Genomic DNA, 16,716 nt, shown 5'->3' on the forward strand with positions numbered 1-16,716 from the left:
TCTATTCCTCTCGCTCCGCAGCTCTCGTCTCTACAACCGCGTGAGCTCGGATGCTAGCGCCTGGCACGCGATAGCCGGTAACCTGCCGGATTTCGGACACATTGGGCAGCGTGTGGTACGGATCTTGCACCCTCATCAATACAGGGTTCGATGTCGCGCTGTAGACGACATACAGCCAGAAGCCTGCTGCCCATCGCTGGGCGGCGTACCACTCGGTCCGGTACAGGCCCACGTCGCCCGATGCGGCGCTGCGGCCCTTCACCTCGATGCGGCGCACCTGCGAGCTGCCGTCGGGAAGCGTTCGTGTCGAGCGAATGTCAAAGCCGCTGCCGTCCATCAGGTGCCCGAGGTATTCGGGCTCCCAGCCCTGTTCCGTTTCGAAAGCCATCGCGACCTCGACCGCAGCCTCCTCGACTTCCTTGCTGCTGGAGCGCATGACGTCGACGTCAGGGTGCTCTGGCTTGTGGGGCGGCACCACGGAGGCGGAGCCGAGGTGCGTCACTTTGCCTGAGCGCACGACACCGAGGCGGTTGAGGGACTCCAGTTTGGAGGCCCGTCGATGCTTCAGCTCCTGGAGCTGTCGTGCAGCGTTGTCCCGCTGGAGCCGGTACGAGTCATCACCTGCAGCGACCTTGGCATCGTAGGTGTCCCATCGACTCTCCAGCCGTCGCTTCTGTGCGTCCATCGCCTCCTCAAGGTAAGAGGCGCGGAGTTTGGCTTGATCGAGCCGGCTGTTTCGCTCCGCCGTACTCCGCGAAAGCTGGACCTCCACGCGTAGCCAGTCGGTCGCGGTCTTAATCTGGTCCGGCGAAGGAGCAGCCGCCTTCCGCGCTTCCACAGGGGTCGCGGGCGTAAGCGTGTGAAGGACATCTGCCGGTCCCCGGTGGAGGCCGTCTTGGTCCTCTATCACCGCCACGACCTCTGCGAAGGCAAGCTCCGAGGCGCCGTGCACGTCCTCACCCACCACCTCATATGCAAAGAGGTGGACGAAGTACGGGGCCAGAGCACCCGGGTCTACGAACGCTGCAGCGCCTTGGGGGACGTTGTCAGCAGTGAGATCGCGTTCCAGAGACTCGGCAAGCGCCGCGAACAGCGGGTGGCCCGGCGAGCACAGCACCGAGTCCTCGTGCTCGATGCGGCTTCGTTCTTCCTTCCGGAAGGTGAGCTTGCGGTATTCGGAATCCGGGCGGCCCCGGTGTTTCACCGCCGCAAGGTCTTCACTGCGCAGCGCGACGGGGACGTGCTCGATGCGGAGCAGCTGGTCCGCTCGGCGCTCAACACGAAGGCGCTGCCGACTCGCGGCACGTAGGAAGAACGCTTCCGCGTATTCGGGCATGAGTCGACGCTCGTCGGAGAGGAAGTTCTGGCCGCGAACCCAGTCGATGTCCACGTACTTCTTCGCCAGGGCGATCCCTGTGTCCTTCTCGTACTCGGCCAGCTTCTCCGAGTTGAGCTGGTTGATCGCGGCGACTGCGGCGTCCCTGTTGGCCCGGGTGGGGTTGGCCAGTGTCTCCTTGACGAGCCGTTCGAAGTCGATGCCGTTGATCGTGAGGAGCTCGCCGATCACGTCGTAGACGCGGCCATCCAGGTCGGCGCGCATCGCTTCGAGACGGGCGTGGAGACCTGCCAGGAGCTGGCCCTCAACCGTATTGGTGGCACAGAAGTTGAAGATCCAGCAGTCTGCGCTCTGACCGATGCGGTGCACTCGACCCATCCGCTGTTCCAGGCGTACCGGGTTCCAGGGAAGGTCATAGTTGATCATCAGGTGGCAGAACTGGAGGTTGATGCCCTCGCCAGCCGCTTCGGTGGCGATGCAGATCTGCTTGTTCTGCCGGAAGTCGTGCTGGATCCGCTTCCGCTCCGCTGGAGAGTGACCGCCGTGGATGGTGCACACGGAGTAGCCCTGCCTCCGGAGGTTCTCTTCCAGGTAGCTCAGGGTGTCGCGGTGCTCTGTGAAGATGAGGAGCTTCCCGCGGCCGTCCCGCAATTCCTCGAACTCTGCCCTTGCTAGGCACTCTCGCAGAGCCACCAGCTTCCGTTCGTCCCCCTGGGCTCGGACTCTGTCCGCGTGAGAGACCAGCTTGCGGAGTTCGCTCACTTCGGTGCGCAGTTGGGAGATCTGTTCCGCGCTGCTTACCTCCGTGGCCAGGGCGTCATCGACGATCTCGTCGATGTCGTCCGACTCAGCTTCCCCGTCGTCTTCGAAGTCTGAGTCCGCCGGCATACGTCCCAGTGCGGCCAAGCGCCGGTTTCGATCAGCGGGGTCCATGGCGGTCAGCTGGTCGACGAGATCGCTCAAGCGGTCGGCTCGCTTGGCCAGCGAGGACCTGATGGCGCCCAGACTCGACGCGAGACGACGTTGGAGAACGGTGCGTGCGAGAGCGACCGCGTTACCCCTCGATCCTCCGCTCGACCCCAGGTAGGTGTTCACGTATTCAGTGACATCCTGGTACAGCGCATATTCTGCGGTCGAGAGCTGGAACGGCTGAGTGCGGACATGCCTTTCGACGAAGAGCGCGTGATTCTGTTCGTCGACCAGGTCTTCCTTCTGGCGCCGCAAGAAGTACGGATTTCCGTCATTCGAAATCTGCTTCTTCACGAGGTCAGGTGTCGAGAACTGGTCGGGATCCAGCAGCCCCAGGAAGCGCGTAAACCTGTCCTCGTCACCTGAGTGCGGTGTCGCTGTGAGTAGCAGCAACCGATCTGCCTGCTGTGCTACCCCCTCCACCAGGACGTACCGTTTCGTCTTGATGACCCGCTCGTCACGGCCACGCTTCGTGAATGCCGATGCTTTGTGGGCTTCATCAACGATGACCAGGTCCCACTGGGCGCGGAGAAGTTCATCGCGCACGTCGTCCCGCTTGGCAAAGTCGATGCTACTGATGGCGAGAGGGAAGCGTTCCCAAGGGCTCTGTCCAAGCTGATGGCGAACCTGCTCGCCTGACACGATCTCGAATTGCTCGTCGAACTTGTCGAGCATTTCGTCTTGCCACTGTGTGGTGAGCGGAGCAGGGCTGAGGATCAGGATCCGTTCCACCGCCCCTCGGAGTTTCAGCTCCTTGAGTAGCAGACCAGCCATGATCGTCTTACCTGCGCCAGGGTCATCCGCGAGCACAAACCGCAGCCTGGGCTGAGGCAGCATGTGCCGATAGACCGCCTCAATCTGGTGCGGCAGGCCTCGAACGCCGCTCATTGAAACAGCGAAGAGCGGATCGTGAGCAAAGGCGTGCTTAATTCGCTGCGACTCTACCCACAGGAACAGATCCTGCGCGTCAACCAGCTCAGGTTTTGGTGCAACCTTCGCAAGAGCAGCGTCAAGCTCAGATTCCAGCACCTGCGTTTCATCGGGCGCTCCATTGGCGTGCCGGACCCTAACAAGAAAGACGCCGGTCCCGATCGGCTCGACGTGCTCCACTCTCACAGGGTGTGCAAAGTGACCATCGAGCATGATCAAGCGATTCTTTGCCCGCTCGCCCATATCACTCACGGTCCGTCCCTCCGTCACTCCCGTAGCAGCCGAGCCCAAACCTAGCCGATGCCAGTGACAGGGCCGCCAGGCTCATCGCAGCGTGCAAGGCGGGGACTGTACCCGTCTCAGACACGCTGATAGAGGGCCAGCCGCAACGAAGTGGGATCATGGACCCGGGCGCGGGGGCGCACCCGAGCAGTGGAGGACCCCCGCCGTGGGACGCCCCGACAAAGCCGCGCGTGCGGCCATCGCCCGCCGCCGCTCGGACGCCATCGATCTACGCCTCGCCGGCGTGGACTGGTTGACGATCGCACGCAAGCTCGCCGCCGATCCGACCGTCAACTCCGACGGCATCGCTTATCCGCAGGGCTATGGGATCGAGCGGTACCGCAAGAACCAGGACCCGCCCACTAACGAGGCGCTGATCCACGCAGCCTGCCGAGATGTCCGTACCGCACTCGCCAGCCGTCGCGCCGAACTCAATGATGATGTCGACGAGTTGCGCGCACTCGAGGCAGACCGCCTCGACCGCCTGTTCTTCGTCGCCTACAAGAAGGCCGTCCGAGACCAGGACCTCGCGGCCATCGACCGCACGCTCCGGATCATGGAGCGCCGCGCTCGGCTGCTCGGCCTCGACATGCCCGTCAGGACGGAACTGTCGGGCCCGGACGGCGGCCCTGTCAAGGTCGAGGACGTCACCGCAGACGAACTCAGCGCCCTGATCGACCTCACCGATCCGGACGGCGTATGAGGCAGCGTGACGACGCGAGTGCGATAGCCCACTACAGGACGCTTCCCCCGTCGCATCGACGTGCAATCGCTCGGGCCGCCTCGCCCGCGCTTCGCGCCGAACTGGCCCGCATCGAGCGCCAGATGGCCATGGATTGCTCGCCGGGCTCGCTCGCTGCCGTCCTCACTTGCGGACGCGAGATGCAAGCACCCCACCTCGACCTCATCGACGAGGCCTTCATCGACATGGCCGAAGGTCGGTGCGACCGCGTCATGCTCACCATGCCTCCGCGGCACGGCAAGAGCCGACGCGCCTCCCGCTGGGCTCCCCTCTGGTACCTGCGGCGCAACCCCGGCCACCGCATGATGATCGCCAGCTACTCCGCCGACCTGGCCGCCGACCACGGGCGATGGATCAGAGACGCCATCACCACCTGGGGTGACGACCTCGGCATCCAGCTGAAGTCAGGCAGCCAGGCCGCCAACCGCTTCGACATCGTCGGCGGCGAAGGCGGACTGCTCGCCGCCGGCATCGGCGGCGGCCTGACTGGACGCGGCGCGCACATCGCCATCGTCGACGACCCGGTCAAGGACATGGCCGACGCCGACAGCCCCACCATGCGCAAGCGCGCCTGGGACTGGTGGACATCCGTCCTGCAGACCCGACTCGAACCCGTCGGCGCCATCTGCCTCATCCAGACCCGGTGGCACGAAGACGATCTCGCCGGACGCATCCTCGCCACCGAGGGCGACGCCTGGCGAGTCATCGACCTTCCCGCCCTCGCCGACACCCCCGACGACCCACTCGGCCGCAATCTCGGCGAGCCCCTCTGGCCCGAACGCTTCGACGCCGCCCACCATGCCAAGACCCGCAAGCGCGTCGGCGAACGTGTCTGGGGCGCCCTGTACATGCAAAAGCCCCGGCCCCCGGAGGGAGGCGTCTGGAAGCGCGAGTGGATCGAGACCGCCCGCATCAACGCCGTCCAGTTCTCGGGCATCGACCTGGCGCGCATCGTTGTTGCCGTCGACCCCGCCGGCGGAGAGTCCACCGTCGGCGACGAGACCGGAGTCATCGGCGTCGGCCGTGACTTCGACCGGCACCTGTATCTCCTCGCTGACCGATCCGGTTCGATGGGCGCCAACGACTGGGGCATCGCTGCGTGCCGACTGGCCCTCGAACTCAAGGCCGACGCCATCGTGGTCGAGAAGAACTACGGCGGAGACATGGCGCGGCAGATCGTCACACAGGCATGGGAGCAGCTGCGCCGCGAGGGTGTCACCAAAGGCCTCCTCATGCCGATGATCCTGGAGGTCACCGCCAAGGTCGGCAAGCGCCTTCGCGCTGCTCCCGTGGCTCAGCTCTACGAGCAGCAGCTCGTTCACCACGTCGGCGAGTACCCCGACCTGGAAGACCAGATGGTCACTTGGGTCGAGGGGATGGACAGCCCGGACCGCATGGACGCCGCCGTCCATGGGCTGACTGAGCTGGCCGACCCCGACCAGCTCGACACTCTGCCGACCGATACCGATGACGATCGCTTCGACGGCCGCCGCTGAACTGGCGAGGACAGACGCACGAGCGGATACGGCCCCAAGAGGAAACGGCCCAGGAGGTCATGGTCTCCAGCGGCCTGCCTGGGGGCTTGCAGGTCTACCGGCTGTTCCTCTCCACGCGCAGCACCTCGCCAACGACCAGACGTTCAGTCGTGTCTTGGGCCTGAGGGAACGTCGACGACGTCAGCCGCAGTCCGGCGCCGGCCATCGCCGTTGCGACACGGTGCGCTAGTTTCTCGCGCTCTTCGTCCGGAATACGGCTGAGTTCGAGGGAGAGCCAGATTCGCGTGTCGTGGCCCTGCGTGACCCGCACCCGGTCCTGCGGGGGAGCGCAGGGAATCGTTGCGTCGGCCAGAGCCTGAACGATTTGGTCGCGTAGTTCAGCAGCGTTCCGCTGGTCGACCGAGCGTGTCGCGGCGTAGATGGCGGCGCACAATGCATTGGCGGCGGGGACTGCCGCGCTGACGGAAATGGTGAACGGTCCCATGGTGACGGTGTCGGTGGTCGGGTCGTAGCCGAAACTCCAGAAGTCGCGGGCTGCGTCACGAGGGTCAGCGTTCTTGCGGGCGTCTGTCTGCGGGCCGAACTTGCCCATGCCGCGCGCCCAGTCCTCGAAGTGCGTCAGGCCATCGCGGACGTGTTTGATGTTCGGCAGGGTGTCAAGGAAGCGTTGCTCGGCATCATCAAGTGCGGTGACGACAGCCGGGTCCATGCCGAGGTCTTTGAGGGCGATCCGTTCGAGCTTGACTGCGGCGAGAAGCTGGCGCAGGGCGACGACCAGAATGCGAGCGTCGATCTGCCGGGAGCTGAACCAGCCAACTTGGACGTCGTCGCTGTGCATGCGCTCGACGGTCAAGGTGACCGTGGCACGCCACCAGTTCGCTTCCGAGAGCGCGATCGCGTACGGATTGTCCGCTGGGGACCAATCATCCGGCGGGTTGCTGTTCATGACGGAATCTTCGACCTCGGAACCTTCGGCTGCTCGGAATTTCTCGACCCCGAGGGGCGGTGCACGTGGAAGCCTGACGTGGAAGACGTCTCGTAGGCTGGAGGCGCGGCGCGGGGCCGACTGCCTGGAGGGGCACTGTGGGCCTGCGCGAGCTGATCACCGACGTCTGGAGCTGGCTGGACTACAAGCCAGCGATGACCGACCCACGCCGTCCGGGCCGTAACACCTGGGCAGAGCTGACCCGGTCATGGGTACCGGACGAGGACCTGCGCCGTCTCGCGGCCTACCGGCTGCTCGCCGCATACGACTCCAATCAGGCCGGCCAGGTCGCCGCCGTAACCGGAGACGACGACGCTGGAACCGAACGGCGGGAACTCGGCGACGCCTCGAAGCTCGTCGACACCGCGCTCGGGTACCTCCTCGGCTCCGAGCAGACGATCACCGTCGCGGGCGCCGAGCACGCCGATGAGGAGCCGAACGCCGAGGCGGCCATGGCGCTCGCTGTGCAGGAAAGGCTGCGGGACTGGGCAGAGAAGGAGCTGCTGCCGCTGCGACTTCAGCAGGCCGAGCGCACCGCGATCCTCCTGGGTGACGCCGTCTACACCCTGGCCTGGGAGCCGGAGAAAGGCCGTGTCCTGCTGCGCACATGGGACCCGGGCCTGTACTTCCCGGAATGGCCGGAGGACGGCGAGCAGGACGGAGCCGAGTTCCCGCTGAGGGTCCACCTTGCCTGGGAGCTGCCTGAAGACGAAAGGCGCGGCCTTAAGGCGAGGCTTCGACGGGTTACGTATGAGCTCGGCCCGATCGGCCCTGCCAGTCGGCGCGGCACGGCGAAAGACGGCAGCCCAGCCCGTGAGTACCTCTACGCAGGCGACGGCGAACCGGTCCTGGTAGCCGGTGACACGCTCAACGCCGAGACGGGCGTCATCACACGCAACTACCCCTGGGCGCCGAACCGGCCATCTCCGTGGACCTGTTACCTCACGGACGCGGAATGGCAGCTGGATGACCTCAAGGGCTCCCAGCTCCTGTACGACCTCCCCCTGCACAAGGCCAAGTTCCGAGTCCGCTCGGACGGCGAAGTCCTCGACCGGCTCGACCTGATGGCGGACTTCATCCCCGTCATCCACATCACGAACAGCATCCCCGCCAGCGGCGAACACTGGGGCAAACCCACCCTCGCCACCGTCCTCCAGGCCGTGGACGAGCTGTCCGCCACGGACACCGACAGCTCCGGTGCGTCGGCCACCACCGGCTCCCCGATCATCGGCTTGGCCGGAGCCCGACTGCCCATTGACCGCGCCACCGGCCAGCCGCTCCCGGTCAAGGTACGCGCCGGGACGGTATGGCAGCTCAACGACAACGGGCGCATGGATGTTCTCGACACTTCCGCCCAGCTCGCCGAACTCCGCGCCCGCGTCGACCACATCCTCGACCGCATCGCCGCGAACAGCCGACTCACCGCCGCTGGCCTCGGCACCCTCGACCCGACCGCCCTACCTTCCGGGTACGCGCTACAGCTCGCACTCGGCCCGCTGGACACATTGGTCGCTGCCATGCGCCTGGCCCGCACCCATAAGTACGCGGTCTTGCTGCGGATGGTGCAGCGCCTTCACCAGGCGGGGCAGGCACAAGGCTGGCCTGCGGGGGAATCCCTTCCTGCGCGCCTCATGTGGGGCCCCCACACCCCGACCGATCGTGCTGCCGTCCTCGACGAGGTGGTCAAGGGTGTGGGAGCCGGTGTGCTGTCCGTCGAGACCGGAGTCCGGATGCTCATCGATGCTGGCTATCCAATCGACGATGCTCAGACAGAGATTGAGCGCATTCAAGCGCGTGCCTTCGAGGCCGCAGGCCGGCTCGCTGACGCAACGGGTGACAACGCGGCAGTGCGCGAGTACCTGGGATTGCCCGAGGCCGATCCAGACGTTTCTTCTGTGCCGCTCGTGCCGCCTGCCGAAGGCCGATGAAGAGGGCGTCATGTGGTGGGTGGCCCTGCCCTACCCTTGAGCTGGACCAGGGAGGGCCCTTGAACGAGAATCCCGCGCTGCTTGCTGCTCTCGCGAGGGGGAGAAAGGCCGTCGATGAATCGATGGCGTTTTGGGTGCAGCAGAACGGCCGTTGGGATGAAGAGCCAATGACTGCGATCCTCTGCCAGAACGTGGCGCCGCACGTAAAGCCCATCACCTTCAACAAGCAGCAAGAAGGAATAATCGGGGCTGACTGGCTGTGGTGGTGGGTTGATCCATCGGGCACCTGCTTCGGCATGCTCGTCCAGGCCAAGAACCTTGAACGCAAGAAGGGGAGATGGTCAGTTGACTTTGACCACGCCAATAAGAAGGGGCAGCAGCTGGATCTTCTGCTCCAAGCGGCAGATCTCTTCCAAGTCGCGCCTGCGTATGTCCTGTACTGCGGAGACACCGAATACCGGACGGGCCTGCACTGCGGTTTGCGGCACACAGAACCGGTCTGCGACCGCTGCACCCGGGCTGGGGTATCGGTTCTTAGCGCGTTGGCGGTGCAGTACTTCCTGCTGCTGAGTCAGGACTCGGCCGCTGTTGACGCGTTCGGCCACGCCGTACCACTCGAAGACCTCGCGGACCCCAAGGTTCGACAGCGCCCGCTTTGGGATGACCCAAACTTCAGTAACGTTCCAGAGCTTCGCGCCTTTCTCGTGGAACGGCAGTACGGAGCCCTTCAGGTAGCCAAACTTTTGTTCACGCAAGTCTCGAAGCTTCGGAGAGGGCAGATGCTGTTGGCCGCTCCCAGGCGGATTGGCGTGGGGGATGGAAAGATCTTTCCGGACCTCCCTGTCGATCGTGGACACTTCTCCCGGTCCTACTACGGGAACATTTTGCGCGGTCTGCGCACGGAACTTCCGTCGTATGTCCGGGACGCAGAGGCGGGAAGGGCGCTGCCCCCGGACCTGGAGGGCCGACTGGCGGGCATCGCCATCTTCTACCTGTAACGCCAGCCTTTGCCGAGCGCGGCTGACTGGTTACTCAATATCCATGCCTAGCTCGGTGTCCGGGCGGCAGAACTCGCAGGCCGTGATGTTCGGGTCGGTGAGCGCGACCCGAGCCTCATCCGCGCGGATTGATTGGGGTGTGCCCTCGATCATGGAGCAGTCGGCTATGTGGATCAGGGCGGGCTCGGGCCCGGTCGGCGTGCGCTTCTGTTGGACGACGTAGCCGACCTTCGCGGACGCCGGCGTGAAGGTCGGCAGTGGTCTGGAACCCTTCGACTGGCGCTGTGGCCGCTCTGGCTGCCGTTCGGCGTCGGCGAGAGCCTTCAGTGCGGCGTCGCGCTGCAGCCGCAGGTAGATGGCGATCGTCTCGTTGTCCGCGATCTGCCGGTCGAGGTGAGCGAGGATCGCGCGGAGCCGGACTGGGTCAGGCGGCAGCTGGGGCATGGTGCGCACCATTCCCGCAGGTGAAGCCGCTCATCGTCAGCTCCTTCCTCCCCGACCGGCCGTGTGCAGCGCCGCCCACGCCGCCGTCCTGTTGCCGTTCTGCCAGTGTGGATGGAACACCACCGAGATCGACAGCTGGATCAGTCGACGGCGGAGCTCCGTGCGCGGCTGCATGGCCAGCTGGCGGTAGGTGGTGTGCCACTCCTCAAGGGCTTGGGCGAGGTCGTGGGGAATCGGTCTCATGGCCGGATTCAATCACGTGTTCGATTTTGAGGGCCAGCGGGCACGATGGCCTTCGTTCGCAATGGCCCCATGAGTACAACGGCCAACTCCGGCTGATCGCTACACTGATCACTGGCGCGGGGGCGCTGGAGATCTGTGGATGGTTCACGCATGACGCATCCCTCGCCCGAAGACGACACCAACAAGCCCGGTGAAGCTGGTGATACCCCAAACGCCGGTGTCACCCAGGAAGACCTGGCCCGGCTGCTGGCCCGCGAGAAGACGCAGGGCGGGCGGGCCGCCGTCAAGAAGCTGCTCGGTGAGCTGGGCTTCGACAACTCTGAGGCGCTGACCGAGTTCGTCACTGCGAAGCGCGAAGCCGACAAGGCCGCGCTGACGGAGATCGAACGCCGGGAGCAGGCTGCCGAGGAGAAGGTGAAGGCAGCGGAGACTCGCGAAGCGCAGGCCGCAGCAAGGGAGCGCGCAGCCATCCGTCGGGCTGCTCTGGCTGGGCTCGGCGCGGCCGGAGACGACCTCGCGGACGCCGTGCTGCTCATCGATCGGGCCCTGCTCGATCAGCCCGATGCCGACGAGGATGCGGTCACCGCTGCTGCCGAGCAGTTGAAGGAGCGGCGGCCTGAGCTGTTCCGCCAGGCCCGTGAGACTGTGCCGCCCGCACCGGGCGGATCTCCCGCCGGCGGCCCGCCGTCGCGAGGAGGCGTTCCGCCCAAGCCCGGTGCGGCCGGGCTCGAAATGGCCCGGCGACGCGGCTTCATCGCTGACTGACCAGCTCAGCAACGTCATGGCGTAGACCAGATCCCACCGGCGGGCAGGCCGGACACGGGGACCACGCCCCTACCCGACTCGTGGACGGCGCCACCGACGCGGTGAGCGCGCGGCACCCATCCGCGACCGTCCACTGGAGGTAGGGGCGTTGTCCATTCAGCCCATATCCCGGTCGGCGACGTACAGCGCGAACCGTGACTGGCTCGCGTCGCTGCACGGAACCGACCAGACCGAAACGATCACTCTCGACTTGTCGAAGTTCACTGCGAACACGCACTACTTCGCGTCGACCGATCCCGACCAGCCGTACTCCCGAATCGTGTCCGGGATCCCGGTGGGAAAGATCACCGCCTCGGGCCTTTACGCGCCCTGGAACCCGGCCGCCTCCGACGGCACCCAGGTCCTCGCCGGAGTCGTCTTCGCCGAGGCGTTCTTCGCGCCCGGTGCCACGAAGGTGCCGGCCGCGCTGCTGTGGCACGGCGTCGTCAGGACGTCGAAGGTGCCCGGCGGCATCGACATCACCAAGGTCACCTGGTCGCCGACCGGTGCGCAGATCAGGTTCGTGTGAGGTGACCAGCAGATGACCATTCAGGACCTCCTCAAGGACGTCACGGTCAGGGACCTGACGACCTTCGCCCGCGCCCTGCCCGCGCCCGAGGACTTCCTCCTTCAGCAGCTGGTCTTCCCGGCACTGAAGATCAACGAGGTGAAGTGGCGGATCAAGGACAACGGCCGCTACGTCAACGTCGCGAAGTACCGGGCGTACGACGCGTCCGTCCCGTTCGCCTCGCGCGAAGCGTGGTCGAATGTCCGTGAAGGTGGGCTCGCGGAGATGGGGCAGAAGCTCGTCGTTGGCGAGCAGGAACAGCTGCTTCTGGACGCCGAGCGCGGAGCTGACCAGGACCGGCTGATCGAGTTGCTCTACGACGATGTGGAGCGGCACGTGGAGGCCATCCAGGGCCGCATCGAGCTGGCTGCGGCAGACGTACTGCTGGATGGCAAGCTCACGATCAACGAGAACAACTACGTCAACGAGGCCGACTTCGGCATGCCTGCGGCGAACCAGGTCACCGCCCCGGTGCCCTGGTCAGATCCAGCGTCGGATCCGCTCAAGGACGAGCTCGGCTGGCTCCAGTACCTCGACGATCTTGGGGTCCCGACGCCGGAGTTCGTCCTCACGTCGAAGAAGGCAAACAGCTACTTCGCGAACAACGCCGCGTACCGGGCCGCGTTCTGGAACTCCGTGTCGCCGTCCACGACGCCGACCGCGACACTGACGCCGGCGCAGGTGCAGTCCGTGCGCGACACGTACGGTCTGCCTCGGGTGGTGTTCTACAAGGCCCAGGTCCGCGTGGACGGGGTGGCGACGAAGGTCCTGCCGCAGGACAAGTGGATCTACATCCCGCCGCAGCGTGACAGGTGGGCGCAGATCCAGTGGGGTCGTACCTGGGACTCACTGAACCTCACCCGCGGTACCAATCCGGAGATCCTCCGTGAGGACGCACCCGGGCTCATCGTCACGCGCGGTATCCAGACCGACCCGGGCCAGATCTGGACGAAGGTCGCGGCGGCGGCGATGCCGGTGATGCACACCCCGGATGCCCATCTCGTGGCCACGGTGATCTGACATGGCTCAACGACTGCGTACCGCAGTGCACTTGGTGGATCCGCGCACCCATGACTCGGTAGTTCTGCTGCCGGGCGACGAACCGGACGAAGTTCTCGCCGAGTTGATCACTCATCCAGACGCCTGGGAACTGAGCGAGCCTTCGTCGAGCGATCCGTCGTTCGTCGACGAAGTAGAGAGGCCGCCCACCGTCGGCACTGGCGTGGGGGAGCCGGAGCCGGAGCCTGCCAGGAGTCCGAGACGGCGTACGTCGAAGAAGACCGAGGCCGACTAGCAGACCAACATCCGTGAGGCTCGACACCACCAGGGTGCCGAGCCTCACTTGGTACAACAGGAGCACCCCGTGAACGACGCTGTACGCGCCTGGCTGCTGGCTCAGCTCGGACCCGCCACCGACACCGCCGACCTTGAAGTCCGCTACGCCCGCTTGCTCTCCGCCCGCGCCGTTGCCAACGAGGTCCTGGCCGAGCGGCGCGCGAAACTGCTCGCTGAACCGCTCCGCATGACCGTGGACGGCGTGGTCACCATCGACCAAAGCAACAACCTCGCAGGCACCGAAAGACAGATCACCGACCTCGTCGACCTCGTCGCGCCTGACGAACTGCTGGAAGCCGAGCAAGGGACCGACCTCGTGACCGCACCTCTGCTGCACACCCACCGGGCACGGTAGAGCGACATGCCCTACGAGTGGCCACCGCTGGTACCGGGCGACCAGGACGAGATTGCCCGCCGGGTCGCCGCGGTGCTCGAGGAAGCCTGGCAGCGCCTCGCCGACAAGCAGCGCGCCGTCATCACTCAGTTCGCCGACAACCCAAGAGCGCCACGCACCGCAGCGACCCTGGAAGAGTTCAAGCAGGCGATCCGCGCCTTCCGGAAGCGTGTTGATCAGGAAGCCCAACAGTTCGTCCAGCGACAGCTGCCCCATCTGTACGCCGCTGGTGCCGGCGTGGCTGCCGAGTCTCTTGGCGAGCCGTTCACATGGACGATGTTCCACCGTGACGCCCTCCAATCGCTGGCTGCCGACTCGTACGCCGACTTCCTACGCCGCTCGCAAGAGGCGGAGAGGATGGCGAGCCAGTTCTACCGAGCAGCTCGTGAAGCCGCCCGTCGGGAAGTCCCCCTGCTCGCTGCGGGGAACATGACGGCCAAGCAGGCAGCGAGGCAACTGGCGAGCAAGCTCGCGGCCGACCACAAGCTGACCCACGTCATCTACCGCAACGGTGCCCGCGTTCCAGTCCGTGCCTGGGCGGAGGCCGCGACGCTCGCCAAGTCGGCCGTCGCCTACAACGCAGGCACTCTCAACCGGACACGCCAGGCCGGAGTCACCATGGTCGAGGTCTTCGACGGATCCGACTGCGGCTGGACTGCGCACCAGGACCCTGACAAGGCCAACCGCACCATCCGCACGGTCGAGGACGCTGCGGAGTGGCCAATCTCCCATCCACGCTGCCGGCGTGGGTTCGGGCCGCGGCCAGATGTCGTGGACGCTACCTGAGGAGATACGGACCCCGTCAACGGCGGACTTGGTCTGCCACGTGAGTTCGGTCAGCGGAGGCTAGGTAGGGTCGTTGCACATCGACCAGGAGTGGAGTTCATGGCGAGCGAGATCGTGGTGGCGCAGACCACCATCGATGACGAGGACAAGGCAACGTTGCTGGCGCGAGGCGCGGTTGAGAACCGGCTGGCCGCCGGCGCCCACATCGACCCGCCGCTGACCGCGGTGTACTGGTGGAAGGAAAAGATCGAGATCGCCCGAGAATGGCGGATCTCGTACAAGACGACCACGGACCGTCTCCCGGAACTTGAGGCGTGGGTCGCCCAGGAACACAGCTACGAGGTTCCAGAGTGGGTCGTCCTGCCGATTACCGGAGGGTCTGCGGCCTACCTGGCCTGGGTAGCCGAACAGTCGACCGCGAGGTAGAGCGCGGACCATCACCGAGAAGCGGCTGCTGCGCGGACCGTTTCGTGCGGCAGCCGCACGTCAGTTCACGCTGCCAACTGTTGCAGGTGCCAGGCGAGTTCGTTCTCCCGGCTGGGAAGCAGCGTTGCGATGTCCCGCGCGCGTGCTCTGCCCATGGTGTTCGGCCGGGCCTCCGCTGCGGCTGCGAATTGATGCGACACGTAGACACCTTGTTCGATGTCTCCCCCACGCAGCAGTGCTGAGGCCAGGTCGCCCAATACCACGACCCCTGAGGCGGGTAGCTCATCACCGAGGCGGTTTACGGCGTTGTCGGCGGTCTCCGTCAACTCCTGCCGCCTGAGCTGCCCGTATACCGACAACGACAGAGAGTCGAGGCGGTACGGGGTCATGAAGCGCACCCATGCTTGCTCGGTGGTGTGGTCTGCGAAGTCGTACACGGCCTGGGCACGCTCCAAGGCCCGCAGCGCGCCTATGTCATCGCCGGCGGTAGCCGCTTCTTCCGCATAGCGGCCGTGGACCCAGGCAGCGGCGGCAGCGTTACCAGGGCCTCGTACATCTTGGGCAGCCTGGGCCAGGAGCTTCATAGCCTTTTCTGGCGTGGCAGCCCCGTAGCTGGCGTAGGCCAGAGCCAAGGCCCTCAACGGGGGGTGTCCGGCGGCCTCGGCACACTCGCTCGTGACCCCGTAGTAGGCCCGCGCCCTTTCGGAGTCGCCCAGATCCCAGGCCACCCAACCTGCCAGGGCGGCCGTCTCACCAGCAGCAATGGTCACAGCACGCTCGCTCTCGCCGACGCGGGGCAGAACGGCAGTGATGGCGTCAAGATGTGCCTCAACCCTGCTCTGAAGCTGACGGGCTGTGAGGTGATGCTCGCTCACATGGAGGTCGGCGGCGTGACCGGTGAGAGCCTCCACCCCCGCTGAATCGAGCTTCGTTCCTCGTTTGAGGGCGTGCGCGAGGCGCCCCCACGGCTCGGCGGCAGCAGCCGCGCCGAGAACGGCGCCACCAATCAGTGTCCTGCGGTTCACGTCGTCCAGGTCCTCCCCTTCACGGCGGCGTCCCTTCCTCCGCCGGGCGCGGGCGGCTGCTGCCTCCCGCTGTAACTGTTCAGGGGGTAAGCCGCAGGCCGTCGCAATATGCGCGACCGTGTGGTTGGTCGGGATGTTCTGCCCGTGTTCGTACCGGTTGATTTCGCGGCGGGTCATGGTTTCCCGGCCGGAGACAGCGTTGATGGCCTCTGCTTGTTCCTCCTGTGTGCGTCCTGCTTCCTTACGCAGTCGGAGAAGCAGCTCAGCGAACGGATCTGCTGGCATGAGTGTGACCTCTGTTGGTGGACTGGGCCAATCATGGCGCGAGATCCCCCCGCTGGTTTCCCCCTTGACGGGATTTTCCCCCTCTAGTTTCCCCTGGCAGGCTGTCCGGGCGCGCGGTGCGATAGGTCCATGACCACGTTCCGCAAGGCGCCCACCTACGAGGACCGCCGGGGGTGTTGCTCTCAACGCCTTCCGGCTGGATCGGCACAGGCAGCCATCCGTGACTTCGAGGTGACCTTCGCTCCAGCCGACGAGCGCGTTTGGCATATGCGTCGGATCACCGCAGCGCACCTGCGCCATTGGGACCTGACGGCACTTAGCGACACGGCAATTCTCGCCGTTTCGGAACTGGTCACCAATGCCGTGCGGCACTGCCGAGGCGAGGCGATCGCGGTTCGGGTCGTGATCTTGGCAGAGGAATTGCGTATCGAGGTTACTGACGGAAACCCCGCTCCGGCCCGACGACGCAAGGTAGGCCTTGACGCCGAGAGTGGCCGGGGGTTGCTGCTCGTTGCCACCCTGGCAAAGGAGTGGGGCGTTAGCCCCGACGGCACGATGACGTGGTGCTCCCTCGCCATCCCCTCCCCGGACGCACGCTGCGCTGAAACGCAGTTGGCCACCAGCGCCGATTCGGGAGGGTGTCGAGCAACTGACCTTGATGAGCTGCCGGTTTCTGCCCTGGCGGTTGACCAGACGTTCCTCCCCATCGGGACCCCCTGAGCAGCCGCCGGTCCGCAGTT

Annotated in this window: 17 protein-coding genes; 12 read left to right on the top strand and 5 right to left on the bottom strand. The window is 65.7% G+C overall.

The window, feature by feature from the left end; translation table 11 throughout:
- Position 1: 1 nt before the first annotated feature.
- Positions 2-3,415 (bottom strand): helicase-related protein, encoded by a 3,414-nt coding sequence (locus IE212_RS08760; protein WP_190197154.1) that lies wholly within the window; start codon positions 3,413-3,415, stop codon positions 2-4.
- Positions 3,416-3,683: 268 nt separating this feature from the next.
- Between IE212_RS08760 and IE212_RS08765 the strand changes: the two genes are divergently transcribed.
- Together IE212_RS08765 and IE212_RS08770 are read left to right on the top strand one after the other, a co-directional pair.
- Positions 3,684-4,220 carry a hypothetical protein gene (locus tag IE212_RS08765; RefSeq protein WP_190197155.1) on the top strand — a complete coding sequence of 179 codons (537 nt, stop codon included), beginning with the start codon at positions 3,684-3,686 and terminating at the stop codon, positions 4,218-4,220.
- A gap of 179 nt (positions 4,221-4,399) precedes the next feature.
- The gene (locus tag IE212_RS08770; protein ID WP_229864144.1) at positions 4,400-5,755 is read left to right on the top strand and encodes a terminase large subunit domain-containing protein; all 1,356 of its coding nucleotides are present in this window, start codon (positions 4,400-4,402) and stop codon (positions 5,753-5,755) included.
- Between the two features lie 94 nt (positions 5,756-5,849).
- Here the strand turns inward: IE212_RS08770 and IE212_RS08775 are convergent, their stop codons facing one another.
- Positions 5,850-6,701, bottom strand: coding sequence for a hypothetical protein (locus IE212_RS08775; protein ID WP_229864146.1), 852 nt, complete (start codon positions 6,699-6,701; stop codon positions 5,850-5,852).
- Positions 6,702-6,838: 137 nt separating this feature from the next.
- On the opposite strand from IE212_RS08775, the gene IE212_RS08780 reads away from it, so the two are divergent.
- Together IE212_RS08780 and IE212_RS08785 are read left to right on the top strand one after the other, a co-directional pair.
- A complete protein-coding gene (locus tag IE212_RS08780) occupies positions 6,839-8,668 on the top strand; it encodes a hypothetical protein (protein WP_190197157.1) in 1,830 nt (609 codons plus the stop codon).
- A gap of 59 nt (positions 8,669-8,727) precedes the next feature.
- Positions 8,728-9,666: a DUF6615 family protein gene (locus IE212_RS08785; RefSeq protein WP_190197158.1), complete on the top strand. Its 939-nt coding sequence runs from the start codon at positions 8,728-8,730 to the stop codon at positions 9,664-9,666.
- Positions 9,667-9,696: 30 nt separating this feature from the next.
- Here the strand turns inward: IE212_RS08785 and IE212_RS08790 are convergent, their stop codons facing one another.
- Both IE212_RS08790 and IE212_RS08795 read right to left on the bottom strand, forming a co-directional pair.
- A complete protein-coding gene (locus tag IE212_RS08790) occupies positions 9,697-10,110 on the bottom strand; it encodes a DUF6233 domain-containing protein (RefSeq protein WP_190197159.1) in 414 nt (137 codons plus the stop codon).
- Positions 10,111-10,146: 36 nt separating this feature from the next.
- The gene (locus IE212_RS08795) at positions 10,147-10,353 is read right to left on the bottom strand and encodes a DUF8825 domain-containing protein (protein ID WP_190197160.1); all 207 of its coding nucleotides are present in this window, start codon (positions 10,351-10,353) and stop codon (positions 10,147-10,149) included.
- 150 nt (positions 10,354-10,503) lie between these two features.
- On the opposite strand from IE212_RS08795, the gene IE212_RS08800 reads away from it, so the two are divergent.
- The 7 genes from IE212_RS08800 (at position 10,504) to cutA (ending at position 14,666) form a co-directional block, all read left to right on the top strand.
- Positions 10,504-11,118, top strand: a complete 615-nt coding sequence (locus IE212_RS08800; protein ID WP_190197161.1) for a hypothetical protein — start codon at positions 10,504-10,506, stop codon at positions 11,116-11,118.
- A 148-nt stretch (positions 11,119-11,266) separates the two neighbouring features.
- Positions 11,267-11,686: a head decoration protein gene (locus tag IE212_RS08805; RefSeq protein ID WP_190197162.1), complete on the top strand. Its 420-nt coding sequence runs from the start codon at positions 11,267-11,269 to the stop codon at positions 11,684-11,686.
- 12 nt (positions 11,687-11,698) lie between these two features.
- Positions 11,699-12,745, top strand: a complete 1,047-nt coding sequence (locus tag IE212_RS08810) for a major capsid protein (RefSeq protein ID WP_190197163.1) — start codon at positions 11,699-11,701, stop codon at positions 12,743-12,745.
- A gap of 1 nt (position 12,746) precedes the next feature.
- Complete coding sequence (locus IE212_RS08815) at positions 12,747-13,019, top strand: hypothetical protein (RefSeq protein WP_190197164.1); 273 nt, start codon at positions 12,747-12,749, stop codon at positions 13,017-13,019.
- A 69-nt stretch (positions 13,020-13,088) separates the two neighbouring features.
- A complete protein-coding gene (locus IE212_RS08820; RefSeq protein ID WP_190197165.1) occupies positions 13,089-13,415 on the top strand; it encodes a hypothetical protein in 327 nt (108 codons plus the stop codon).
- A gap of 6 nt (positions 13,416-13,421) precedes the next feature.
- A complete protein-coding gene (locus tag IE212_RS08825; protein WP_190197166.1) occupies positions 13,422-14,240 on the top strand; it encodes a hypothetical protein in 819 nt (272 codons plus the stop codon).
- Between the two features lie 99 nt (positions 14,241-14,339).
- Entirely contained in the window at positions 14,340-14,666 is a 327-nt protein-coding gene (cutA, locus tag IE212_RS08830; protein ID WP_190197167.1) for a divalent-cation tolerance protein CutA, read from the top strand.
- Between the two features lie 65 nt (positions 14,667-14,731).
- On the opposite strand, the gene IE212_RS08835 is transcribed toward cutA, so the two are convergent.
- The gene (locus IE212_RS08835) at positions 14,732-15,976 is read right to left on the bottom strand and encodes a helix-turn-helix domain-containing protein (RefSeq protein ID WP_190197168.1); all 1,245 of its coding nucleotides are present in this window, start codon (positions 15,974-15,976) and stop codon (positions 14,732-14,734) included.
- A 129-nt stretch (positions 15,977-16,105) separates the two neighbouring features.
- Between IE212_RS08835 and IE212_RS08840 the strand changes: the two genes are divergently transcribed.
- Positions 16,106-16,696: an ATP-binding protein gene (locus tag IE212_RS08840; protein WP_190197169.1), complete on the top strand. Its 591-nt coding sequence runs from the start codon at positions 16,106-16,108 to the stop codon at positions 16,694-16,696.
- Positions 16,697-16,716 lie beyond the last annotated feature (20 nt).

This window comes from Streptomyces djakartensis (assembly GCF_014651075.1).
Taxonomy (GTDB): Bacteria; Actinomycetota; Actinomycetes; order Streptomycetales; family Streptomycetaceae; genus Streptomyces; species Streptomyces djakartensis.